Source organism: Desulfitibacter sp. BRH_c19, assembly GCA_001515945.1.
GTDB lineage: Bacteria > Bacillota > DSM-16504 > Desulfitibacterales > Desulfitibacteraceae > Desulfitibacter.
This window is the reverse complement of sequence record LOER01000046.1, coordinates 240,578-266,117: the sequence shown is the minus strand read 5'-3', so window position 1 is coordinate 266,117 and position 25,540 is coordinate 240,578. Positions and strand designations below refer to the sequence as shown.

Annotated in this window: 21 protein-coding genes and 2 pseudogenes; 14 read left to right on the top strand and 9 right to left on the bottom strand. The window is 37.3% G+C overall.

Features of this window, described 5'->3' with window-relative positions; all coding sequences use genetic code 11:
• The first annotated feature begins 340 nt into the window (after window positions 1–340).
• The gene (locus APF76_10665) at window positions 341–1,798 is read left to right on the top strand and encodes a carbamoyl-phosphate synthase subunit L (protein KUO49078.1); all 1,458 of its coding nucleotides are present in this window, start codon (window positions 341–343) and stop codon (window positions 1,796–1,798) included.
• 11 nt (window positions 1,799–1,809) lie between these two features.
• Window positions 1,810–3,831, top strand: a complete 2,022-nt coding sequence (locus APF76_10660; GenBank protein KUO49077.1) for a biotin attachment protein — start codon at window positions 1,810–1,812, stop codon at window positions 3,829–3,831.
• A gap of 579 nt (window positions 3,832–4,410) precedes the next feature.
• On the opposite strand, the gene APF76_10655 is transcribed toward APF76_10660, so the two are convergent.
• The 3 genes from APF76_10655 to APF76_10645 are packed head-to-tail and all read right to left on the bottom strand — an operon-like array spanning window position 4,411 to window position 7,130.
• On the bottom strand, window positions 4,411–5,460 hold the full coding sequence (locus tag APF76_10655) for a hypothetical protein (protein ID KUO49076.1): 1,050 nt from the start codon (window positions 5,458–5,460) through the stop codon (window positions 4,411–4,413).
• A complete protein-coding gene (locus APF76_10650; protein KUO49075.1) occupies window positions 5,450–6,205 on the bottom strand; it encodes an ABC transporter permease in 756 nt (251 codons plus the stop codon). The genes APF76_10655 and APF76_10650 overlap by 11 nt, the downstream gene beginning before the upstream one ends.
• The gene (locus tag APF76_10645) at window positions 6,198–7,130 is read right to left on the bottom strand and encodes an ABC transporter (protein KUO49074.1); all 933 of its coding nucleotides are present in this window, start codon (window positions 7,128–7,130) and stop codon (window positions 6,198–6,200) included. The genes APF76_10650 and APF76_10645 overlap by 8 nt, the downstream gene beginning before the upstream one ends.
• 222 nt (window positions 7,131–7,352) lie before the next feature.
• On the opposite strand from APF76_10645, the gene APF76_10640 reads away from it, so the two are divergent.
• The 3 genes from APF76_10640 (at window position 7,353) to APF76_10630 (ending at window position 9,929) form a co-directional block, all read left to right on the top strand.
• A complete protein-coding gene (locus APF76_10640) occupies window positions 7,353–8,237 on the top strand; it encodes an ABC transporter (protein KUO49073.1) in 885 nt (294 codons plus the stop codon).
• Window positions 8,238–8,242: 5 nt separating this feature from the next.
• A complete protein-coding gene (locus APF76_10635; protein ID KUO49072.1) occupies window positions 8,243–9,040 on the top strand; it encodes an ABC transporter permease in 798 nt (265 codons plus the stop codon).
• Between the two features lie 91 nt (window positions 9,041–9,131).
• Window positions 9,132–9,929, top strand: a complete 798-nt coding sequence (locus APF76_10630; protein ID KUO49071.1) for an ABC transporter — start codon at window positions 9,132–9,134, stop codon at window positions 9,927–9,929.
• Between the two features lie 50 nt (window positions 9,930–9,979).
• Here APF76_10630 and APF76_10625 read toward each other — a convergent pair whose 3' ends face one another.
• Window positions 9,980–10,291: a hypothetical protein gene (locus tag APF76_10625; GenBank protein ID KUO49070.1), complete on the bottom strand. Its 312-nt coding sequence runs from the start codon at window positions 10,289–10,291 to the stop codon at window positions 9,980–9,982.
• 320 nt (window positions 10,292–10,611) lie between these two features.
• On the opposite strand from APF76_10625, the gene APF76_10620 reads away from it, so the two are divergent.
• The 4 genes from APF76_10620 (at window position 10,612) to APF76_10605 (ending at window position 14,680) form a co-directional block, all read left to right on the top strand.
• Entirely contained in the window at window positions 10,612–10,794 is a 183-nt protein-coding gene (locus tag APF76_10620) for a hypothetical protein (protein KUO49069.1), read from the top strand.
• 27 nt (window positions 10,795–10,821) lie between these two features.
• Window positions 10,822–11,280, top strand: coding sequence for an antitermination protein NusB (locus APF76_10615; protein KUO49068.1), 459 nt, complete (start codon window positions 10,822–10,824; stop codon window positions 11,278–11,280).
• 332 nt (window positions 11,281–11,612) lie between these two features.
• Window positions 11,613–12,242 (top strand): TetR family transcriptional regulator, encoded by a 630-nt coding sequence (locus APF76_10610; protein ID KUO49067.1) that lies wholly within the window; start codon window positions 11,613–11,615, stop codon window positions 12,240–12,242.
• Between the two features lie 74 nt (window positions 12,243–12,316).
• Window positions 12,317–14,680, top strand: coding sequence for a phosphoenolpyruvate synthase (locus APF76_10605; GenBank protein KUO49101.1), 2,364 nt, complete (start codon window positions 12,317–12,319; stop codon window positions 14,678–14,680).
• 785 nt (window positions 14,681–15,465) lie between these two features.
• Here APF76_10605 and APF76_10600 read toward each other — a convergent pair.
• Window positions 15,466–15,978: pseudogene (locus tag APF76_10600) on the bottom strand.
• Between the two features lie 506 nt (window positions 15,979–16,484).
• Here APF76_10600 and APF76_10595 point away from each other — a divergent pair.
• The 4 genes from APF76_10595 (at window position 16,485) to APF76_10580 (ending at window position 19,544) form a co-directional block, all read left to right on the top strand.
• Window positions 16,485–16,754, top strand: coding sequence for a hypothetical protein (locus tag APF76_10595; protein KUO49066.1), 270 nt, complete (start codon window positions 16,485–16,487; stop codon window positions 16,752–16,754).
• Between the two features lie 2 nt (window positions 16,755–16,756).
• The gene (locus tag APF76_10590) at window positions 16,757–18,202 is read left to right on the top strand and encodes a hypothetical protein (protein ID KUO49065.1); all 1,446 of its coding nucleotides are present in this window, start codon (window positions 16,757–16,759) and stop codon (window positions 18,200–18,202) included.
• A 342-nt stretch (window positions 18,203–18,544) separates the two neighbouring features.
• Window positions 18,545–18,895 carry a hypothetical protein gene (locus APF76_10585; GenBank protein KUO49064.1) on the top strand — a complete coding sequence of 117 codons (351 nt, stop codon included), beginning with the start codon at window positions 18,545–18,547 and terminating at the stop codon, window positions 18,893–18,895.
• Window positions 18,885–19,544: a hypothetical protein gene (locus tag APF76_10580; GenBank protein KUO49063.1), complete on the top strand. Its 660-nt coding sequence runs from the start codon at window positions 18,885–18,887 to the stop codon at window positions 19,542–19,544. Before APF76_10585 ends, APF76_10580 begins: the two co-directional genes overlap by 11 nt.
• A gap of 315 nt (window positions 19,545–19,859) precedes the next feature.
• On the opposite strand, the gene APF76_10575 is transcribed toward APF76_10580, so the two are convergent.
• The 4 genes and pseudogenes from APF76_10575 to APF76_10560 all read right to left on the bottom strand — a co-directional run bounded on the left by APF76_10575 (window position 19,860) and on the right by APF76_10560 (window position 24,342).
• Window positions 19,860–21,188: a cell division protein FtsX gene (locus APF76_10575; protein ID KUO49062.1), complete on the bottom strand. Its 1,329-nt coding sequence runs from the start codon at window positions 21,186–21,188 to the stop codon at window positions 19,860–19,862.
• A 39-nt stretch (window positions 21,189–21,227) separates the two neighbouring features.
• Window positions 21,228–22,940, bottom strand: a complete 1,713-nt coding sequence (locus APF76_10570; GenBank protein ID KUO49061.1) for a hypothetical protein — start codon at window positions 22,938–22,940, stop codon at window positions 21,228–21,230.
• Window positions 22,941–22,986: 46 nt separating this feature from the next.
• Complete coding sequence (locus tag APF76_10565) at window positions 22,987–23,688, bottom strand: macrolide ABC transporter ATP-binding protein (protein KUO49060.1); 702 nt, start codon at window positions 23,686–23,688, stop codon at window positions 22,987–22,989.
• A gap of 249 nt (window positions 23,689–23,937) precedes the next feature.
• Window positions 23,938–24,342, bottom strand: a pseudogene (locus tag APF76_10560).
• Window positions 24,343–24,743: 401 nt separating this feature from the next.
• Between APF76_10560 and APF76_10555 the strand changes: the two are divergent.
• Window positions 24,744–25,505, top strand: coding sequence for a transposase (locus APF76_10555; GenBank protein KUO49059.1), 762 nt, complete (start codon window positions 24,744–24,746; stop codon window positions 25,503–25,505).
• Window positions 25,506–25,540 lie beyond the last annotated feature (35 nt).

Below are 25,540 nucleotides of genomic sequence, written 5' to 3'. Positions count from 1 at the left end.
TATTTAAGAGAATCACTCCTTCGAGGGTGATTTTTTATTCTAGGTATATCCGCTAATAGTATCTTAAGAAGAATTTTGTATACAAATACATTTTACCTTTACAGGAATGGATTTAACTCTTATAGTAAAGATAATTTATATCTTTATGATTGCAGTATTTAAGATTGTTAGCTGATTATTTTGGAGAAATCTAGACGATAAGTGTATTTTGTAATATATTTGAGTACTATAAACAATAGGGAAAGTTAGATTATAATATTAGATTAGACTCTCACTAGTGACTGGGGGGAATTTATAAAGATATAAGTTTTCTTACTCTGTATGATGAGGAGGTAATAGAATGGAAAGAAAGATCAATAAAGTGTTAGTAGCTAACCGTGGTGTGCCAGCGGTAAGAATCATGCATACCTGCCGGGATCTAAAAATAAAGAATGCTGCAGTTTATAGTACTCCAGACCGTCTTTCACAGCATGTCCACATGGCAGATTCTGCAGTACATATTGGTGATGCGCCGCCGGGTGATTCATATCTAAATATTGATAAAATCATAGACGCTGCCCTAAAGACAAGCTCAGATGCTGTACATCCAGGGTGGGGTTTTCTCGCTGAAAATGATCTTTTTGCTCGAAAAGTGATGGAGGCAGGGTTAATCTGGATCGGGCCGCCACCTGAAGTGATTCGCGCAATGGGGGATAAAATTGAATCAAAAAAAGTAGCTGCATCCATAGGTATTCCTGTAATACCAGGAAGTGATAACCTTACTACTGTTGAAGAGATCACACATTGGATGGAAAGTGAGAGAGTTGACTTTCCCATTATGATTAAAGCCTCTGCAGGGGGTGGAGGTAAGGGAATGCTCAAGGTTGAAAACAATGAACAAATTGGGGAAGCTCTTTCACAGGTTCGCTCCGAAGGAATGAAGTCTTTTGGAGATGATAGGGTGCTTGTAGAAAAATATATAGAGCGTGGACGACACATTGAAGTGCAGATTGTCGCTGATGAATATGGTAATGTTGTTCACCTTTATGAACGAGAATGTACCATTCAGAGACGCAACCAAAAAATCGTTGAGGAAACTCCATCTCCATCGTTAGATACAGGATTACGTCGAGAATTTTGCAATGCTGCTGTAAGACTGATGCAAAAAATTGGATATGTATCTGCAGGGACTGTTGAGTTTATTTTTGATGCACCCAAAAGGAAGTTTTATTTTCTGGAAGTAAACACTAGGCTACAGGTAGAGCATGGTATTACTGAATTGACTACTGGGTTGGACATAGTTGGTATTATGATAGACATAGCTAAGGGGAAACCCCTGCCATTTATGCAATCTGATATAGTATCAAATAGATGGTCACTTGAAGTCCGCTTAAATGCTGAAGACCCTCGCCAATTTAGTCCATCCTTTGGTACTATCACACGGATGCATTCACCTCAAGGACCAGCTGTTAGAATATCTCCTGGGTTCTATGAAGGAGCAGAAATACCTCCATACTATGATTCCTTAGTTATGCTCATTATGGCTACGGGTGCTGATCGTAGGGATGCAATTAGAGTTATGGACAGGGCTATCAGTAAAAATCTTCGCGTTGAAGGGGTTAAAACCTTGGCCCCGTTACTCTTAAGTATAATTCGGCATCCTAAATTTATAGAAGGTGAATTTTCTACTCGTTTTATAGAAGAACATATGGAGGAACTTGTTTCCAAGTTTATTGAAAAAGATAGTGAAGATGAGATGCTTAAGGTAGCAAAGTATGTAGCTGAAGTTTCAGCATTAGGCACTCCAAAATGGATTTGAGGTGTAATTTGATGAAGGATTATATATTTGTAGAACCAGGCATGGCACCCCGAGAGATTATCAATCGGATAAGATCTTTAGAAGGCATATGTTTAACCTCTACTTCGATGAGAGATGCTGGACAGTCTGATTATAAAAATCGGCTTCGTAGTTATGACTTAAATACCCTTGCTCCCCATTATAATAAGATGGGTTTGTTAAGTGTAGAAAGCCACGGAGGTGCAAGGTGGCACGTTGGGGTAATGAATAGAAAGGAAAGCCCATTCGAAGAAATGGAACAATTAAGAAAAGCAATGCCACGTGTGTTACTTCAGACATTAGTTAGAGAAACTAACCTGTGGGGCTACCGTCCATATCCTCCAAATATAATTAAATATGTTGCTGCTAATGTTGATATAGATGTATGGAGGTGTTTTTCCTTTTTAAATGATGTAAGAAATATGCGTGCATTGGCAGAAGAAGTCATGAAGAGGGGTAGACTCTTTGAACCAACCATATGTTTTACCCAATCAGATTGGGCAACAAACAGCTATTACCTTCAAGTGGTTGATGATATTGTTGGGCTCTGTGCAGGTACCAATGAAATTATTCTTTGTGTAAAGGATATGGCGGGAGTCGGCAGCCCGCAACGAATAAGTAGCCTTATAGATACCATCAAGCAAAAATATCCTGATCTTGTAATTCAATATCACAGACATGCTACGGATGGATTGGCGGTTCCTGCTCTAGTGGCAGCTGCCAAGGCTGGTGCAAAGGCTCTAGATGTTCAGGAGGATTCACTAACACGTTTTTACGGTCAACCACCAATTTTAGCAGTTCGAGCACTTTTAGAAGAAGAAGGGATTTCAGTAAACCTCAACTTAAATGAGGCAGAGATAGCTGTTCACAAAGTACGTGACTGGATTGGAGATTATGATTGGGCAGAATCACCATTTAAAGGATTTGATTATACTGTAGTTGATCATAGAATGCCAGGAGGTGCATTTCCCAGTTCTTTTGAACAGGCTGAAAAAGGTCGATTTCTGCATCTTATGCCAGATATTTTAACTATGATGTCTCTGTACAATAGAATTATTAAATATCTTGATGTTACTCCTGGCTCTCAAATTACCTGGGTAACCTGTAGTGGTATTATAAATAAATACCAAAAGGAAAAGGGCGAGACAGGAGTAAGGCATATTATTCAACTTTTAAAAAAGTTTGTTGAAGAGGGTAAACAAGATATTGAGGCTATGAGCGAAGAAGAGCAGGAGGAGCTTTACCTACTTTTTAGACAAACTACAGGTGACTTTAAAAACCTTATCCTGGGAAAATATGGCAAACTTCCAATGGGATGGCCTGAGGACTGGGTTTATAGGAGTACCTTTGGTGATGAATGGAAGAAGCATGTGGCGAATCGAAGCGAACTGTCTCCTTTAGATTTATTAGAGGAAGAGAATCTTGGAAAGCTAAAGAGTGATCTTATTGAGGCCTTGGGTAGACAACCTGAAGAGGATGAGTTTATTCTTTATCTTATGCATCCTAAGGATAGCTTGGAGTTTATTCGATTCAGAGAAAACTACGGAGAAGCTCCATTAGTTTTACCGACATCTGTCTGGCGTGAAGGTTTACTAAAGCCTGGGTGCAAAGTTGAATTTGAGTTTTGGGGCAAGCCTTGTACTATAGAGCTTGTTTCAATAGGTAGTGAACATGAGGGTTATGTTCATGTTGTTATGAAGGTAAACAATCAGACTAGGGTTTACTCTATTAAGACTCCAAGAGCTAAGAAAGTGGAAACTAGGATGGCCAAAAGTACAGGGGAAGTGGGGTCGCCATTAAATGGAAACCTATGGCGAATTGGCAATCCTAAAAGGGGAGCTCTAAAGGTTGGTGATTTAGTACATAATGGGGAAGAAATTGCAAATATTGAAGCAATGAAAATGGAGAATACAGTAAAAGCTCCATTTGATGGTCAGGTTGTTGAAATTCACGGGAAGCTCAATGATATTGTCAAAGAAGGACAGTTGCTATTTGTTTTTGAAAAGCAGAATTAAATCACACTTGTGTGCAGGGGGTTATTTTCATGGAAACATTCATCAGGTTGAAATATATTGAACACTATCGAACATTATTAAGGTGTTATACGTCTGAAAATATATAGATTTTTGTAAATGGGGTGTTTATTTGAAAAAAATATTTTTAATAACGATCTTGTTATTGCTGACTGTAACACTATTGGGCTGTAATCAAAGTATAGTTGAAGATCCTTCGACAAGTGATGAACCTGGAATTATCGGATATGTTATGGATAAAGAAGGTGGAAGAATACTTGTAGTTAATCCAAAGGCATAAGATTTTAGTGCAACAGGAGGTATTTCGGAATATTATGATGCTATTTGGTTTGCGAATGCTCCTGAGGACATTGACGTGGGTGAGAAAGTGGAGGTATGATATGATATTGTTATGGACGCGAATTTAAGTGAAAAGGATGCATTGTATCAGGTACTAACATCTCAACTAATGAATATAGATAATCCTATAGTTGTTAAAAATATAAGGTATGACGATGATATGGATTAAAAGAAAAATGTATCAAGAACATGGCAAATTTATTAGTGTAATGGAGAAAATTTTTAAATGATGTATATCAATAAAGATAGTAATATAGGTACTAGAAGTGTAAGGATTGTACCGGTGATGAGTGTAACGATACCAAGTTCCACACCGACAAACCTTGTTATTGGAACCAACATGGTATCCATATTTCCTGCAGCACCCGAAGCTATAGGGCTTCCTAAACTTATTTGAACTAGAAATGGAAGTAATAGAACCGTTAGAAACTCCCTAGTGACATTTACTAAAAATCCGTAAGCCCCAGCTTCAATTCCGTAAGCCTGTGTCAACATCGCACCAGTCATGCTGTAATAACTCATACCAGCAGCAGCACCAACGCTGATATATATTGGCATATTTAATAAGATTCCAGCTAGTCCTCCTCCTGCTAGACTTCCAAGTAGAACTGCTGCGGAGACCAAAAAAATCCTCCAACTGAGTAATTTAAGGTACTGGAAAACCCACTTATTTACTCCGAAACTTGTTCCTACGCCAATATAAAGGATTACTAAAGAAAATGTGAGTGATTGATCTAATATATTTGCAAACTCTGTTATGTAAGCAGTCTTTGTCTGTAACACCCAAAATCCTCCAGCCATACCGACAATCAGGCAGCTAGGCATTATCCAGACTAAATAAGAAGATTTTTCTTCTTTAGTTTGTTCAGTACTCATCTCCTGTGCGGCAGAGATTTGTTCCTGGGCTAATTTAATTCTTACCTCATGTAGAGGAAGAAGCGATTTTTCGAATAATATTGTAAACAAAACACTACCGGTTATTGCAAATATTGCAATAACAAGACAGCGAATCCCCAGCAATCCTAAGCTGCTGACGAGGATATCATTGCTGCCAATTTTTGCTCCTAGGGTCAACATCAGTATAACTAAACCTATGTTGAGAATTGCATCTATGTAATTCTTAATTTGATGTGATACCTTGCTTAAACCAATGGAAACACCAACAGCTAGACAAATAAATGGAAATAAAATCACTTTTAAGCATCTCCCGAAATTTTTACTATTAATAATTCCCATGGCATGACCTGATCTTGGTTTTTCCTCAAATTCCAAGCCTCTTTCTCATTAAACGCTGGGGGAATGGGAAAAGAATTACTATAGTTAGGATTAATATTCCAACGTGAGTTAGTAAATACAAGCCTATTTCTCCAAAAACTAAAGAACGAAGCAAGACTACCACATGGAAAAGGGGTAAAAACCAGGCAGCAATTTGGACAAAGCCTGGGAGATTATCAATGGGAAAAAATACCCCTGAAAAAAGAAACATAGGCGTAACCACTAAAGTAAAGAAAAAAGAAAATGTGTCAATATTGGGTACAAGTCCTGTCCAAATCATCCCCAGTAGAGCAAAAACAAACCCTGCTAATACTAGTACTAAAGGAGTAAGTAACGCCCAAGGGGAAGCAACCAAGCCAAAGGCTGTAATAACTAATAGAATTATACTACCGTAAATTACTGCCTTAAAAGCAGCGTAGAGAATTTCTCCAGCAACCACTTCCTCAATACTTAAAGGTGCAGCAACCATTGCGTGATATATCTTTTGATAATGCATTTTTACAAAGGATCCATATGTACTTTCTGAAGCAGCTGCCCACATGGCGGATGAAGCTATGATTCCTGGGGCAATAAATTGAACATATGAGGTACCGTTGATTTCTCCGATAAATGCCCCAAGGCCTAAGCCCATAGCAGATAAATATAAAAGGGGCTCTATAAAATAAAAAGTCATATTGGTCAACCATGTCTTTTTAAACACAATTAAGTTCCGCCATAATACCTTAAAAGCCCACCTATTCACCGCCTAACAACCCCTTCCCAGTTAGTTTTAAAAATACATCCTCTAGATTTGCAGGACGAAGTAATTGATAAGAGATATAGGGGTACTGCTGTAGTTTGGTTGCAGCATATTGACCCTCGCTATTCAAATAAAGATATAGAGTATTGCCTAAAAGCTTGTATCCCTTAACATTTGAATCCAATTCCTCTAACAGGCATTGGTGCTTTTCAGCAGGCAGTTCCAACTCTAAAACATACCTTCCAATGTGCTTTTCAACTAATTCTCTCGGTGAACCTCTTTCGATAATCTCACCTTGGTCAATAATAAACAAATAGTCACAGAGCTGACTGGCTTCTTCTAAATAGTGGGTAGTTAAGACAATAGTAAGACCTTGCTGCTTTAATAGGCGTAAATGCTGCCAAATAATATGTCTTGCTTCAGGGTCAAGACCTGTGGTTGGCTCATCCAATATAAGCATTTCTGGGCTATTGATTAACCCCCGGGCTAGAGCAAGCCGTCTTTTCATTCCTCCTGACAATTGTTCCACGTTTATATCTTTCTTTTCCATTAAATTGAAAAAGGCCAGTAGTTCTAATGCTTTTTTTTCGGCTGTTCTTTTTTTTATGTCAAAATAACTAGCGTATATAATCAGGTTTTCTAATACCGTTAATTCCAAATCTAAATTGTTTTCTTGAGGGACAACTCCTAATTTCATCTTAATTTGACGTGGAGAATTAGTAACATCCATTCCTAGCACTTCCAAATGGCCTTTAGTCACAGGTAAGAAGCAATAAAGCATGGCTACAGTAGTAGTTTTTCCGGCACCATTTGGTCCTAGAATTCCAAAACATTCTCCTTGATAGATTTTAAAATCAATACCTTTTACTGCTTGCAAATCCCCATAGCTCTTTCGCAGATTTTTTGCCATTACGATTGGCTCTTTCATGGCAGACCTCCTAACAATTCTAATGAAAGTTTATCTAACTATAGCAATACTATAAACCAATTATGGTTTTAATACAAATATAAGGAAATTAACTTATAACAAGATATTTTCTTATAATTCAACTTAATTTTGGTGATGTATCAACATAAATGGATATTTACTAAGGGCCATGTAAAAAATACTTTTAATAGATGAAAGCAACATGAAGGAGAGGGCTCTATAGTGAATGTTATTGAAATAAAAAATCTCACCAAGTATTATGGCAAGGCGCGAGGAATTATTGATATAAGTTTTAATGTTGAAGATGGAGAAATTTTTGGCTTCATTGGACCAAACGGGGCAGGTAAGTCAACGACTATCAGAACTTTATTATCATTGATTTACCCAACCAGCGGGAGTGCCACAATTTTTGGTAAAGACGTTATCCAATTTGGTCCTGAAATAAAAAAGGAGATAGGTTACTTGCCAGCAGAAGTTTTTTATTATGACAAAATGAGAGTTATTGATCTTCTGAACTATTCTGCCAGTTTTTATAAAAAGGATTGCAGTAAAAGAATTCATGAATTAGCCGAAATCATGAATCTGGATCTTAAAAAAAGGATTGATGATTTATCTTTGGGTAACAAAAAGAAAGTTGGTATTGTTCAAGGGCTACTCCATGAACCCAAACTTATTATACTTGACGAACCTACTAGTGGGTTAGATCCACTTATGCAGCAAAAATTTTTTGACTTACTAGCAGAAGAAAACAAAAAAGGAGCGACTATTCTTTTTTCTTCTCACATTTTAAGTGAAGTTCAGAGATTATGTAAGCGTGTTGCCATTATTAAAGAAGGTAGAATCGTAAAGGTCGAAAAGATTAGTACCTTAAAAGAAAATAACCATAAGAAATTCCAAATAGAAACAAAATCAAAGTTAGATAAGAACTATTTTAATACTACTGGTGTCACTGATCTAGAGATAAAGGATCAGATGGTAAGCTTCCTGTTTAGGGGTAACATTAATTTCATCATGAAAAAGATATCCGAAATAGAGATCGCTAATCTTTGGGTAGAGGAACCAAATCTTGAAGAGATATTTATGCATTACTATGAAAAGGAGGCCTGATAGTCATGAATATGTTTTTACATGAACTAAAGGCATACAGGAAATTCACTATTATTTGGACCCTATCCCTAGTTGGGATAATTGTGCTTTTCCTTTCAATGTTCCCCTCATTTTCGCAGGAGGCAGAAGAGTTCAAAAAGTTAATGGAAGGTTTTCCAGAGGCAGTAAGAATAGCATTCGGGCTTGCTGTGGAAAATATAGGTTCTATTATAGGATATTATTCTTATGTATTCTTATATATTTCACTTGTCGGAGCAATTCAGGCCATGAGTTTAGGTACATCCATTGTATCCAAGGAAGTGCGTGAAAAAACTGCAGATTTTCTTTTGACTAAACCTGTTACCCGTACACAGATTATGACTTCAAAGCTTTTGGCAGCTTTAACCTCATTAGTAATTACTAATCTATTTTTTATAACGGTAGCAACAACTATGGCATTCCTAGTAGAAACAAAAGAGTATAGTACAAAAATATTCTTGATGATTTCTCTGACATTGTTTTTTCTTCAGCTTATTTTCCTGGCGTTGGGAATTATAGTTTCTGTTGTGGTAACTAAGATTAAATCAGTACTTCCGATCTCTTTGGGTACTGTATTCACATTCTTTATCGTTAGTGCGGTTGCATCTATTATTGGAGATGATGCTTTACGTTATATTACTCCATTTGAATATTTTGACTTAGCCTATATTGTGCAAAATTCCAGCTATGAGACTTCTTTTATTATTGCAGCAATAGGTTTTATTGCTGCAGCTATTACAGCTAGTTATTTTATTTATTCCAAAAAGGATATCCATGCAGTTTAGATTATCAGTTTGATTGGGGACATTCCTCGACCATAAAGGAATACCCAAAATAATGGTGTGTCCCCTTTCATTTACAGGAGGTTGTAAACTTATGAATGTGTTTATTAGAGAAATGAAAGCCAATAGGAAATCCCTTATTATATGGAGTATTGGTGTGTTCTTAATGGTTGCTAGCAGTATGGGTAAATATGCTGCTTTATCAGCCTCTGGTCAATCTATAAATGACTTACTGGGTCAAATGCCAAATTCCTTAAAGGCTATTATGGGTTTAGGCACTTTCGATTTATCAACTGTCATTGGGTATTACGGAGTACTGTTTATATACTTGGTAGTAATGGCAACTATCCATGCTGCAATGCTTGGAGCCAATATAATTTCAAAGGAAGAGAGAGATAAAACAGCAGAGTTTTTATTAGTAAAACCTATTTCAAGAAATAAAATAATAACATCAAAACTATCAGCAACTTTAGTAAATATATTAGTATTGAATCTTGTAACGTTTGTTTCCTCTATTGTTATGGTACAAAAATATAGTAATGGCGAATCGGTAATTGGTGACATAACAGTATTGATGATTGGAATGTTTATGTTACAGCTAATATTCTTATTTATCGGTACAGCAATAGCAGCTATAAGCAAGAATCCAAAGACTGCTACATCGCTATCTACAGGAATATTATTGATCACATTTATACTATCGGTAGCCATTGATATAAACAGCAGGATTGAAAATTTGAAATACCTTACACCTTTTAAATATTATGAAGCTAAAAATCTATTGCTTGATGGAGGTTTTGATGCTGTCTATGTAATACTGTCCGCTGTAATTATTCCAGTACTATTCAGTACAACCTATGTATTTTATAGAAAAAGAGATTTGAATGTATAGTATACCACAGTCGTTTAAGGTAATGGATAATCCGATAAAACTTGGGTGTTCTACAACGTCTTCATCCATTCGGCTGCAACTAGGGCGTATAAGCAATTCCTGAGGGAGAAGCAATGGAGGGTTTGTTCCTCCGGATTAACAAGCCAACAGTATTGTACTTGAACTCCTTGGTAAATAAGCAATTTTTGCAGTTTAAGCATTTTTGGTTTTACAGTTATGCTTGTGGCCATGATACTGTTTTCTTTGAAGAAGTATTTACTGTACTGTAACAAAAGATATTCCATTGGATAAGCAGGAAATTCAGGCTTTGCGGATGATAAAATCATGAAATGGCTTAAACCTGGGACAGAAAATCGAAGCACATTTGAATTGATTCCACCGTTGCCCAAACTTTATCTAAACCATTTTACATTACTCTGCTATAATTAGATTAGTTATTTAAACATATAAAATAATGCAATACATACCATTAGGTGAAGCAGATGAAATAGGTGCTTCAGCTCACTTACTCATAATCGGTACTAATGCATAAGAAGTTCTCTCCCCATCTTGTTATTACCGAGGCTACATACGGTGATCGCCATCATGCAGATCGTAAACAGTGAGGAAATAAGTGACGATGAACTGATCGAAGGTTGTGACGAATTCGAGTCATTTTTGTGGGAGGCTATGGCTGGAACGTGTGCAGACTTACCAGGATTCTGATCCGCAGGTTGATATTTTCTTACAGGAACTGATGGAATGGATTGTTCGAGAATGTCAAGTATTGGATGACTTACTGGATTGGACAGAGATATTAACTCACTATGTAAGCCGGCGGTTTCGGGCACTAGTGGAGGAAATCAGAGCAGCGGGAATTGTCTAATATAATATTTTTATTAGGAGTGGCAGTATGAGACAAAAGTTTATGGCAGAGATTAAAAAGCATGAGGGTATAAATGGAGCCTACGTTGAAATTCCATTTGATGTAGAGGATGTATTTGGTGCAAAGCGTGTCAAAGTTAAAGCTTATTTTGACGGGAAAGAATATCGAGGTTCTATAGTTAGGATGGCCGGGTGTTACATGATTGGATTAACTCAAGCCCTGCGTAAAGAGATAGGTAAAGAATCCGGTGATATTATTACCGTTGAGGTTGAGAAGGATGAGGAAGAACGTATAATAGAGATGCCAGAGGATTTCAAAATAGCATTGGGACAGAACCCTAGTTCTAAAGATTATTTTGAGAAACTATCATTTTCGCGTAAAAAAGAATATGTTACATGGATAACGGGGGCGAAAAAGGCTGAAACAAGAAATGCAAGAATGGAAAAGGCTTTGGTAATGCTTGCTGAGAATAAGAAATTGAAGTAAGATATCTTAATTCAGGGGGAGATTTTACTCCCGCTGAATTTGACACAGTTCTTAACTTAGTAAAATGCACTATTATAACTACGTTTAAATCTTCTTTGAAACATCCCACTAATATGATCCCATTTTCTCCGTTGTTTATTATTTTATATTTGGCGTCTTTAAGTCCCATAGATACTTGTGACCGATTGAGGAATGAAATGTACCTCGACCGGCTTTTTTTATGATATAAATTGACCCCTGTAAGAACAATCTAAATATATTGACCGCTTGGTTAGCATATGATATGATTATGATGACCAGACGGTTAGTATAATGAAAAGGTGGTATGGACCTTGCCTTTACAACTTTATGAAAAAAAACAAATCTTGGATGCCTGTCTGAGCGTGTTTGCCCGCTACGGATATGAGAAAACTTCTACTGCAATGCTGGCGGAGGTGGCGGGCATATCAAAGGCACTTATCTTCCATCATTTCAACAGCAAGAAAGAGTTATATCTTAGTGTTTTGGATAGATGCTTCGAAAAAGGAAGGATTGAAATGGGCTTTGAAAATCTGTTGGAATACCAGGATTTTTTTGTAGCCAAAGAAAAATTCAGTATCATCAAATTCGATTATTACAAAAAAAATCCCGACTTGTATAAGGTTGTGAGAGAGGCCTTTTTTGCAACACCGAATGAATTGAAGGCGAAAATTGAAGAAAAGTACGGGTTGTTGATTGCCAATAAGGACAAGGAGTGGAAGATTCTGTTTGAAAAAGTTCCGCTCAGGAAAGGCGTGGACCGTGGGCAGGCCTTCAAACTGGTAATGCTCACACTAGATTATTTTGATAACAAGTATTTATCGGAATTGACAGATGATGGCGATTTGGATGAAACGTATCTCCGAAACTTTCTTAATGAGAGGAATAGTTTTCTTTCTATGATTCGATATGGGATTCAAAGGTCAGAGGACACACCGTACTAGAAATTAAAGGTTGGTACTTCTTACTTCCAACTTTTAGAACTGGAATGTCTCAAACGAATAAAGGGGTGATTTTTATAGTGAATATGGTTAAAAGCTTTAAAGAGTTGACTCCTGAACTTCAAGACTTTGCAGGTGGAAAAGGTGCCATGCTGGCTAGAATGTTTCAGGGTGGATTTCCAGTACCGGAAGGCTTTGTTGTTTTACCGTCGGTTTTTCAGGATGAAAGATTAACTGATGAAGCCTGGGATGAGGTGCGAGTTCATCTGCAGACGGTCAGAAAAAACAAGGCAGAAGTGCTGTTTGCAGTAAGATCCTCTGCTTTAAGCGAGGACTCTGCCCAAGCAGCATTTGCAGGTGAGTTTGAAACTGTTCTCAATGTCAATACGGACGAGGAAATTCTAAAAGCCATCCATGCGGTTTATAAGTCAAGACAATCGGAAAGAGTAAAAGTATATAGCTCTGTTCAAGGTATGGACCAGACTCACCAGATAGCTGTAGTGATTCAATTAATGGTGCCGTCTGAAATTTCAGGCGTTTTGTTTACGGCTGATCCGATATCAGGAAGCTTTGAAAATATGATAGGAAATTACGTATATGGATTGGGTGAGCAGCTTGTATCGGGAGAGGCTGATGCATATCCTTTTAAATTGATTCGGCCAAAGGGGAAATATAAGGGTCCCGATGATTTTAAGAAATATGCTTCAAATCTATATAAATATGCTGCCAAGCTTGAGAAGGAATTGGGAAGTCCTCAGGATATTGAATGGGCTGTGGCAAAGGGGAAACTGTACCTCCTGCAGGCAAGGCCGATAACCACATTGACATCAGGAAATTTGGACACTTATGAAATAAACGAAAGTTTAGCCGGAGATGCCCTTTGGGTAAATACAAATGTAGGAGAGGCAATTCCTGATGTTATTACGCCACTTACCTGGAGTATAGTTAGAGACCTGGACATTGAAATCAGTTTTATTCCAGGATACTATCTATGGTCCGGCAATATTTGTGGAAGAATCTACTCAAATCTTAGCCAAAGATTATCTGCCATTACGGCATTATATGGTTGGGATGCCAAACGTGCCATGCAACTACTAATCGGTGACGTATTTGGCCATATTCCTGAGGACTTAAGTGTGCCTGTTTACCCATTTTCACGATTAGGTTTGATTAAGCTGATGTTACCGGGGGTAAGGCATTTAATCCAGGGTACTCTAAGAGCCTCTAAAAATATGCCGCAGTTTCTCAAAGACACACCGATTTGGTGCAGGAGGATGACAGAACAAATCAAAATAATAAAGACAAAGGAAGAACTGTTGGAGTTATGGAAGAAAGAACTTGAGCCCTATAACTCTAAGGCTTGGTGGAGTCTAATAACAGGTGGGAGTAAAGCTGGGATTGCTTTGGCATTCAATAAGAAGCTTACAAAGTTAATAGGAAGTGAAGATGCTAACACCCTCCTGTCCAACCTAAGGAGAGATTCAGGTTTGGCAAGTCTTGGACCGGTTGTGGGCATTGCAAAGATTATTAAAGGGGAAATGACTCGTGAGGAATACTTGGTGGAGTATGGTCATCGAGGACCCCATGAGTTTGAGTTATCCATGCCTGATCCCCTAGAGGATGATACTTGGCTGGAGAAACAGATAGAGGAATTTAAAAAGTCAGATACTGATGTGGAAGGGCTACTAAAAAAGCAGCATACTCAATATGAAGATGCATTGAAGAGGTTTCAAGAGCGTGTTCCTAATAAGGTAAAATGGCTTGAGAAGCAAATAATCAAAGCATCTGAAGGTGCTCGTGTCAGAGAAGCAGCTCGTTCAGAATTTGTAAGGGTTTTTAGAGTTATGCGGACATTTATGCTCAAGACAGGAGAACTTACTGGAATAGGAGATGATGTGTTTTTCCTTTATATTAATGAAGTTGAAGATTTGTTGTCTGGTAGATATGATTCAGTAAAGCATATTCCTTCAAGGAAAGAGAATTTTGAGAAATATAAAGCTCTACCGCAATTTCCATCAATTATCAGGGGGCGTTTTAATCCATATGAATGGGCAAAAGACCCTAATAGAAGGTTGGAATATTATGATGCTACTATGCATACTGTTAGTGCATCGGATTCTGAAACTCTTAAGGGTTATGCTGGAGCAGCTGGTAAAGTAGAAGGAATTGTACGAATCCTTTTGAATACAGAAGAAGGGGAAAAACTTTTGCCAGGTGAAATATTAGTTGCTACAACGACCAATATTGGATGGACTCTTTTTTTTCCCAAAGCTGCAGCAATTATTACAGACATTGGAGCACCACTATCTCACGCTGCTATCGTAGCCAGAGAACTTGGTATCCCGGCTGTTGTGGGATGTGGCAATGCCACAACAAGGCTTAAAACAGGGGACAGGGTATTGGTTGATGGGGGACATGGAGTGGTACAGATATTGGATTGAGGTAACCCGGTTTTTTGGCTGTTAAGGGGCTTGACTAACTATATAATTTGTACTACTATGCTACACATCAACTGAAACTGGAGTTTTTTTACTAATGAGATGAAAAATTTGGAATTACCTAAAATTATGAGGTGCGAAATGAAGAAAGTGCGTTTAACTATTAAGTAAATCAAATAATGATCTTAAATCTGTGTACACATATAAATAGGTGTGCGCTTTTTTAAGATGTGATAGTTAAAACACTAACAGGAAATTTCAAATGTATTTAAATATATGCTTCTGATTTATTAGGCTATATAGATTAAGATTGCTGCAGTAAAACACCTGTGTGTTTAAGTGCAGCTTTTTTGTGTTTTGTTTTACGCTTATCATCTCTTAATATTGGTGAGAAGATCGGTCGGGAGATGATAGAGTGAATTTATATTTAAAAAACTTCTGTAAGGATTACCATGTAAAAAAAGTACTAAAAGCCGTAGATGGAAAAATAAATGCTCAAGATAAAATTGGACTTATTGGTGCAAATGGGGTTGGTAAAACAACACTTGTTGCAAGTTAGCCTTTCTAAGCGGTAAATTGTCTGAAACTATAGAAGAGCAAGAAAAGAAACAATTAAGTGATGAATTTATCAAAACTGCAAGGAAAATTAAAAGATACAAGGATAGTATTCATGTTTAAACTTTATGTAGCTAATTTTGCCATCCATTTCTTAAGTATAATAGTTAGAAAATCATTATGGGATTGGCTATAGCTTCTTGGTTTGGGATTCTACAACTTTCAGTTATAAACCCTTCATAAATAAATTCTTTGTCTTCTATGGAGAATAATTCATCTGTCTTGATAAGCTCTGGTACTTTTTCATTGTAGAGAACATTACTATTAATTAAAATTTCGGAAACAAACTGTGAGCAAAAGTAGTGGTTTGGCCTTTTTATTGGCTTGTTGAGTAAAATGCCAAATAAACCTATAAAATTATATTTATAGTTCTCTTTTTCTCTCAGAAATTTTTCAACCTGTTTCTGCAAGGAAAAATACTGTTCTTCGGTTACTCTAACACTATATATCAAGCACTCACAGCCGGGAAGATTCTTGTAAACCCCTTCATACAAGTTTTCTTCGACAAATCCACCTGAGAAAGGGTTATCAGGGTCAGTCCTGCCAAATGAATACATTTTAGTAAAGCTGTTATCAAAACTAATAGATGCATGTGCATATTTTATTTGAGAAAATGTGGAAATTAATTTCGAAAGCCAAGTTCCTGTTTTTGTAAAAATTAAGTAAATATCTTTTTGTTGATTCATATAAGTATAATTAACTCCTTTTTATTGTCAATAACAGCCATTTTCAAAGGCTAATATGTTGGTATATGACATGATTATTACCGCGATATAGGATATTCGAAATTTTGCTAAGCATAATTCCTCACCTCTATACGAACATTGTAAGCCATATTACTTTGTCAGTCAAGGTAATTTACTTAAAAACATAAGAAGCAAAGGGACAGGTACAAAGCTTCTGTTCCATTGCTTCTTTCGCCATCCACTAATTTAGACGAAGAGGCTTAGCAAATAGTTTCAAAAATAGTTGCATTTGTAACACTATTATTGATTTTAGCTTTATTATTAGAATTAATCCTGAGTTACCACATAATTATAGAATGATACGGGACCTTCTGGAGACTCGTATATGGAGCAAGGGGAGAGGTATGTAGATTCTGTTTCCTAGAAGTGGTACAATATGGATAAGATGACGAGTAATGAAAGAAATTTATGTCCGGTATACGTCTATAACAAATGGGGTGTAAAAAATGCTAAAAAGGTTATTGCGGGTTATGAATGACGTATTATTGCGGCTAGTGTCCAGTCTAAGAAGGTTTCCTGCACCTTTAGTTCTAGCCTTGGCCATTGTCATGCTTTTAATTTTTATGAATCATACTAAACCAAGCGATGACGTTTTAGCCCATGTGGCTATGGTCCTGGCCTTAGGTATTCCTCTGACTTTGTGTATCAAAATGTTCTTTGAAAGAATTGCTGTGCAAAAGGCGACAGCTATTAAGTATATGCTTTGGCGGCTCTAGTCTTGGTTGGCTATTATAACTTTTTGCTTCCTGACATGGATATGGTGTCAATAACAAGGTACATAGCCTTCAACCTAGCTTTATATTTGCTTTTTATAGCTATCCCATACTTGGGGCGTGAAGATGGCTTTGAGCTTTACGTGATTAAGCTCTTTACTGGTTTTATTGTAACGTATTCTTATTCATTAATTCTTTTCGGAGGATTAGTTGCGATTCTTTTTACTATTAATACCTTGTTTTCTGCCGGTATACCTGAGGAAGTATATTTTGATCTTTGGTTATTGGTGGCCGGTATCTTTGCTCCTGCTTATTTTTTAGCTGGCATACCAGCTTATGGGGTAGCATATAAAAGTGAGGACTATCCCAAGTTTCTTCAGATTTTGTTGTTATATATTGTGATGCCTCTATTATCTGTCTACACAGCTATTTTGTATGTTTACTTTGTCAAAATTATAGTTATCCGTTACTGGCCAGCAGGGATTGTATCCCATCTGGTTCTCTGGTATGCCTTTGTTAGTACTATAGTTATTTTTTTCATTTATTTGTTAAAAGAAAAAAATACTTGGGCTCGAACATTTATCGCTTATTTTCCTAAATTAATTTTGCCTTTATTGCTTATGATGTTTGTGGCCATGGGGATTCGGATTAATGCTTATGGGATCACGGAAAATAGATATTTGGTTATGGTTGGAGGGCTTTGGATAACAGGTAGTATGCTTTACTTTGCATTTAAAAAGAACACCATGAACATTAAGATAGTTATATCCGTTGCCATTATCGCCGTTTTGGTGGTTTCAGGACCTTGTAGTTCTTATGCTGTCTCCAAATACAGCCAGAACAATCAAATGGAGAAGCTTCTAATTAATAACAATATGCTTGTAGATGGGAGTATTGTACCTTCTGAAGAAATTTCTCAAACTGATAAAATAAGTATCAGCTCTATAGTCCAATATTTTAATAGATATTATAGTCTTACTGAACTGAAGGTTGTTCCCCAAGATTTTTCCTTAAATCAGATGCAAGAAGTTTTCGGTTTTGACCTAACTTATAGTTATAGTGGTCAAAACTTCAGCCACCACCCTAAGGAAACTAGAGAATTGGTTGAAATTCGAGAGTATGATTACTTTTCGCCTTCATATTTTGGGTTAAATGATGTTTTTGAGATAAAACAGGGGTCACTAAGTGTTTCCTATGCTTCACAAATCATCAAAATATCTAAGGAAGGGCAAGTTATATATGAGAAGGACATTGCCCAAGTAGCCTTGGATATTCATGCTGCTAACATTGGAGAAAATGTTTTGGAAAATAAAGATATGACTTTTGTGGATGAAAATGAGCAGCTAAAAGTAATGTTTCTTTTTCAGAATATCAATGGAAAAGAGGATGGAGGAAACGGGCAGCCTAGGATAGAATGGCTAAATTTCTCAGTACTATTTACAGTTTACTAAGTTACTCTCCGTTATAAGATTTAATTATTCGTTATAATTTGTGCTCCAAAAGGGGCCCATCCTACAATATAGATTCTAAAGGGTCAGGTTTAATTCAAAACCTGACCCTTTGCATCTTTATATTTTTTATTTCTTGCCCAGCAACACTATCCCAATACTGACTGTTACGAAAGCCACAGCGAATATAGAAACCCTTTTTGTTGTTGCCTGTTGTGAGTATGAGTTATGTGAGACAGATTTGGTGACGTATATTATTAAGAAAAACGTAAATAATATTTTTAGCAAAGTAACTTGACAGCCACAGTAATATGACTTAAAATTTACCTTAGGAGGTGAGGAATTGTGCGTAAAACAATTTCAACTGATCTTATCCGTGGAAATACCGACACGATCATCTTAAATATACTTCGCCAAGGTGATAGTTATGGATACGAGATATACAAAAAAATTATTGAGTTGAGTGGCAATCAGTATGAATTAAAGGAAGCCACATTGTACACGGCTTTTCGTCGATTAGAGCAGGAAAGCTATATTCTCTCTTATTGGGGTGATGAAACTCAGGGAGGTAGACGCAAGTATTATCGTATAACTGAAGAGGGAAAAGAACGATATGAACAAAACAAAAAAGATTGGAACTTTGCAAAGGAAATTCTAGATAAATTAATCAAAGGAGGTCTTGATGATGACAAATAAACAAAATCCTATAGATAGTAAAGTGAAAAAATATATTAATAACTTATTCTTTGAAGTTGGAGCAAGTCAACAATTATTTGATCTAAAGGAAGAGCTTACGACTAACATGAAAGAAAAAATTGGAGATTATAAATCACGAGGCATGGAAGATGAACAGGCATTTAAAGAGGCAGTAATTTCAATGGGTGATTTAAGCGGATTGGTTGATGATATGCGTAAACTAGGACAGGATACGGCTAAGCAATCGGTTTATTCTAGTATGACAGCACGTATTTCAACGGCTGGAATCATTGCCGGAGTTTTGCTTGCGCTATTTGGGATATTTACGGTTTCAATGTTGTATTTTATGTCTGAAGATGCAGTAGCTGTTACAGGTAGCGGAATATTTATAGTTGCAGGTGGAGTATTAATAACTTACAGCTTGCTGACAAGAGAAACCCATAATAAATATGCAATGAACAAGATACGCGCAGCAAGCTATGCTTTATCCATAGGATTACTGTTTTTTAGTATATTTACAGCTGTCATCACACGTTTTGCTACTGGTGAGATGTATGTCGCAATTGCTTCCTTAATGGTCTTCTTTTTAATAGGTATTGGATTGTTTTTATTTTTGATCTTGACGGGGACTAATCGGCGAAAAAATTGATCATAACAGTGTGTTGGGAATTCTTACCTCAATTCCAGTTAAATGATGATTAAGAAAAGAAATGCTCCGAGAAGCAAGGGGACAGGTACCTTGCTTCTGTTTAGGGAAGTAGGAGAAGCAAGGGGACAGGTACCTTGCTTCTGTTTAGGGAAGTAGTATAATGTGGAAGATGTGAGGTGCAATGCCAAGGTAACCTTGACCTAATCAAACGGTAAAATTGCATCAAACTTGGGATACATATAAAAAGCTGAAACTTCTAAGTCTCAGCTTTTTATATGAAAAATCGTTCTATTCGGGCCGGCTTTTTGACTGGTACTAACGACGTAGTGCTTCAACGGGAGGAACTGATGAGGCTGTTATAGCTGGGTAGACACCGAAAAGCAAACCACAGCCTAAAGCCACACTAATAGCAATTTTGATAGCCTGCATGCTGATAGCCGTTTCAAAACCGTACTGAGTAAACATATTAGTTCCCCAAATACCAACAATTATTCCAACTATGGCTCCAATAGCACTCAAGTATAGAGCCTCCAAAATGAACTGTACTAATAAATCGCTCTGTTTTGCTCCTATTGCCCTACGGACGCCGATTTCTTTGGTGCGCTCTGTTACGGATACTAGCATTATATTCATAATACCTAGACCGCCAACTAACAAAGAAACTGCAGCAATACCGCCTAGCAAGAGAGTCATGATTTGATTGGCCTGATCCACTTCTTTAACTAATTGGTTTAAATTAGTAATGGCAATTAAATCTTCTGGTTTAGCTGCAAGTAGATCATCTTCATCTTCATTATCATCTTCTCCAGGGGGCATGCCAGGGTTTACTGGCATCTCTTTCATTCCACCAGGCATTCCTTCTACATCTGTGGGTGGAGCGGGGGTAAGTGAGGGGCCACCAAATCCAAGCTCCCTACTAAAGATTCGTCCCAGTTGGGTTTGGGCTAATTCTGCCTCCTGGTTAGATCCGGCTTTACCCCAAATTGCTTCTACAGTACGCTTATTTGCTATTTGCTGGGCAGTTGTATAGGGCATTACAATTTTATTGTCAATACCTTCTGCCATGCTTTCTCCTTTGGGTTCTAAAACTCCTAATATTTGAAACGTGCGGCCATCCATGGAAAGGGTCTGACCTACGGGATTGCGTCCACCTGCCAATTCAACAGCCACATTATAACCTAATACTACTACAGGAGAACGATGTTCTACATGTAATGTAGTGAAGAATCTTCCAGATAAAAGGTTATGATCCCTTATTTGCGGAAATTGTTGATTAACGCCTAAAATATCTGCTAGATGTCGGTCTCGCCGCCACTGCATCACATCTTCAGTATTTATTACGGGGGTCGCCATTTCTAAGCTGTCTACCCGATCTACCAGATCTACTACAATTTTCGGGTCGAATTCTGCTATTTCATCAAGAGCTTCTATAGTTATAACATTGGTACCCAAGCTTTCAAACTGGCTCACTACTGCTTGACGAGCACCCTCGCCAATACTCATAAGACTCACTACTGAAGCTACTCCAATGATAACTCCTAGAATAGTAAGCCCTGAGCGTAGGGGATTGCATATGATGCCCCGGGCGGCCATTTGGGCACTAAACCAAAACCTAATAAGATAAGACCATAATTTATTAAACAATGCATCACCTCATTTCTGTACTTATTACCGTACATATTCTTAATCTTGACTGCCGTCACCATTATTTGACTGGGTAGGCAAGGGTGAATTATTATCTATAGACCGCCCTTGCAATATATCATCGGCACTACCTACAACTAGCTGGTCGCCTTCTTTAAGACCTGAGATTACTTCTACATAACGATTATCCATAAGACCTAATTCTACATCTACTACTTCTATTTGATTATCATCCTTCAAAACCTCTACTTTGTATTGGCCATATTCTTCAAACACAGCTTCTACTGGGGCTAAAAGAACATTTTCAGTACTGCCTCCCTTAATATAGGCATTGGCCTGCATACCAGGACGCATCTCCGGTCCCCCTTCTAGTTCAATGTTTACATAGAACATAGGTATTCCATCCCGATCTGTTCCTCCAGCGGATACGTGAGATACTTCCCCGTAAAATGTTTCTCCGGGCATAGAGGGTAGTGTAATATTTACTTCAGCCCCCTGTTGTACATTTAATATCTGCATATCATCAACCTGAACATTCATTCCCATTTGTTCTGTATTAAAAATATGACCAAGATAGTGTCCCGCTTGCACAGTAGCACCTGGCTCTGCATTAATATATGCCACCACGCCAGTCATGGGAGAGGTTATTTCTAGTTGATCTAGTTTGCTGTACATTTGTCTTAACTCATCTTCATACTGACGAATAATTTCAAGGTGTTCCCTGATTAAATTTCTAGCATCCTCTCCAGCCAAAGATACTATAGGATCTCCCTTTTGTACCTTTTGCATATTATTAACATAAACTCGGGTGACAATAGCATCAGCCTTGCTAAGTATTCTTTCTTCATTAGCATAACCCTCTACTTTGGCATAGTAACGGGTCCATCTGGCATTGTATGGATCAAAATTTTCTGGGCTAGATCCACTCGGCATAAATCCAACTTGAGCAATCAGGTCAGGTCTTATTAAGCCTTCATTCTTTAATTCCACTTCAACCCAGTAAACATTGATATAATTGGTTTCATCTTTATCACCTTTCATTGTCACAGAATCTATAAGGTCGGAGGCCCTTTCAGGTACCAAATCAGGAATAACTTTTTTAACTTTACCTTCAACTATTGAGTCAAACTGACTAAACCTTAAATAACAAGGTTGCCCTTCTTCTATGCCTGCAAATTGTCCAGGTAGTACTTTAGCAGTTAAATTTACAATAGAATCTTCTACCACCTGGGCAACTGTTTGTCCTTGATTGACTTCATCACCTTCATCAATTTCTAAATTAACTATTCGGCCATTTATTGGTGCATGCATTGTTATACCTTCAGCTGCATTAATTGTATGTATTTCATTAGTTGCAATATTTAATAGATTGGCCAGATCATTTATTTCAGATTCCAGTCGTTCTTCATTTCGTTCAATCTCATCTAGTAAATCTGGTGCAGAGAGTTTAATTAGAACATCTCCCTTTTTTATTTCATCGCCGTCGCGTATAAATATTTCATCTACTATATAATTTGTGGTATCAACATTTCTATTACCAAGCACTTGAATGGAACCACCTGCAGTAGACTGCAAAGAACCAACGGTTTCCACACCCACGGCAATGTCTCCTCTTTCTACTTCTTGAGTTGCGTAAATAGGTCCATTAGCATCAGAATCCTGGGGGGGTGGTACTATCTCTTTATAAGCATAATAGCCACCTCCCAAGATAATAGCCAGTATAACAACAATCATAAAAACACGCTGCAACATAAGAATCCCCCTTCTTTCCTAAATTCCTTATCTCCTCTTTGTAGTATTAAGCATCGAATGGCTGTTCCAGAAGCTCTTCCTTTTCAATGCGGCCATCTAACAGGTAGACAGCCCTTTTACTGTGACAAGCTATACTATATTCATGGGTAACCTGGACAATAGTCATGCCCTGTTCTCTGTTTAGCTTTTGAAAAATATTCATAATAGTTTTACCAGTTTTAGAATCCAATGCTCCTGTAGGTTCGTCTGCTAGAATAACTGCAGGTTCACCCACCAGGGCACGGGCTATTGCTACTCGTTGTTGCTCCCCACCAGAAAGCTGTGAGGGCATGTGCTTGCTTCTTTCTGTTAAACCTACTGCCTCTAAAGCTTTTTCTGCCCGTTTGCGTCTATGTTTACTTGCTATGCCCCGATAGATTAAAGGTAACTCAACATTAGCACGTGCATCTAAATCAGCTAATAAATGAAAACTTTGAAAGACAAAACCAATAAATTGATTGCGGATTTCAGCCTGGTGACTGTCGTTCAACTTTTCCACCTGTTTGCCTGCTAATTCATAAGAACCTGATGTAGGACTATCCAGACAGCCTACTATATTCAAAAGGGTAGATTTTCCTGAACCAGAAGGGCCCATAATAGAAATAAAATCTTTTTCGGCTATGCTAAGATTAATATTGCTAAGGGCATCCACCTTAAGCTGACCGCTCTTGTATTGCCTATGTATGTTTTCTAATTTAATTATAGACACTAGTGTTTACACCTCCCTATTATTTGATAGACGAATTTATACGGAAAATTGTTCCAAATAAATTACCAAATATAGCTACTAATCCTATCATAGCACATACAAGGACAGGTGCTCTTGAAAATTCATACTCTTAAGAAAAATAATCCTATCAAGATGATAGGATTACTGATCTAAAAGGTATATTCCGTGATGAAGGACTTATTATGGCTATAAATAAAAGTAGTAGTATTGAAATGGGTGATCATTTTATTCATCTAATCTTTTGATTATGTTGGCTGGAATTCCTGCTGCAAGGCAATATGGGGGAATATCTTTGGTCACCACAGAGCCTGCCGCAATAACGCTTCCCTTGCCAACTTTTAAATTCGGGAGTAGTGTGACATTAGCTCCTATCCACACATAGTCTTCTACTGTGATTCCTTTGGATTTCCCAGGGCGATAACCTTCTTTATTAGAGGTTAGTGAATGATTTAGGGTTTCAAAAAGAACCCTTGGACCAATGGCAACATGATTGCCTATTATTATTTTCGCAGGTGGAGGGCAGCCAAAACGCACCCCGCTGTTGATAAATACTTTGTCACCAATGCTGATGTTTTTTGCCGCTCCAATAGGACGGATTTCTAAAGGACCCCAGACTATGGATCGATAACCTATGCTAACTCCACTTAGACGTAGGAAACTAGAATAAACTCGGTCAGAAATCAAGTTGCGAGGCAGCTTATTTCCTAGGCCTAGGAAAAAACTCTCTCCTAAATGAGAAAACATTAGGATTATAGCTCTCATGATTCGTTTTCCTATAGTATGTCTTTTAAGTTTTCCTAGGTAATTATCTATTTCTTGAAAACCCATTTTTACCTCTCATACTTAACGGTTATTTTCATACGGTTATCTGATTCTATTATGGCAAGAGAGGCTTTCAAATATGTAAAAGTAAGTTTCAAATGTTGATTTTTCTTATTATCTACCGTATAGTATAATGGATGTATGGAAAGCAAGGGGACAGGTACATTGCTTTTGTTTTCAGTCAGTAGTATAGGTGGAAGAGGTGAGATGGGATGCCAAGGGTAGCGAGGGCGAAAAGTGAAACAGGAATATATCATATTATATTGCGAGGAATAAATCGGCAGAGTATATTTGAGGAAGCAGTAGATAAGGAAAGATTTATTGAAACAATAGCTTATTATAAGGAAAAATGTGAATATAGAGTATTTGGATACTGCCTTATGGATAATCATGTACATTTACTGATTAAAGAAGAAAAGGAAGACATCTCACAATCAATGAAAAGAATTAGTTCAAGTTATGTTTATTGGTATAATAGAAAATACGAGCGATGCGGACACTTATTTCAAGAAAGATTTAAAAGCGAATCTGTGTGTAGTGACGCTTATCTATTGACAGTATTGAGGTACATACATCAAAATCCGGTAAAAGCCCAAATTGCATCTGATATTTCAACATATAAATGGAGTAGCTATAAAGAATATATTATGGAAAAGAAAATAGTAGATACTGACTACATAATGAGCCTATTTTCAAACAAACCGGAAGGAGCACAGCAATTATTTGAAAAGCATGCAAAAGAGCAAAATGATGATACTTGTCTAGAAATAGCTGAGAAAAAAAGTGTTATTAGTGATGATATGCTCCGGCAAATAATAAGGCAGCAATATAAAATTGAAACAGTAAAATTTTGTGATGAAGCAAGAGAAAGGCAAGAACAGATGTTAAGAGAATTGACAAAAGTAGATGGAATAACGACACGGCAGATTGCAAGAGTGACAGGAATTTCACCAAACCGCTTATGGAGGCTATGAAGCAGCGTACCTGTCCCCTTGCTTCGTCCCCTTGC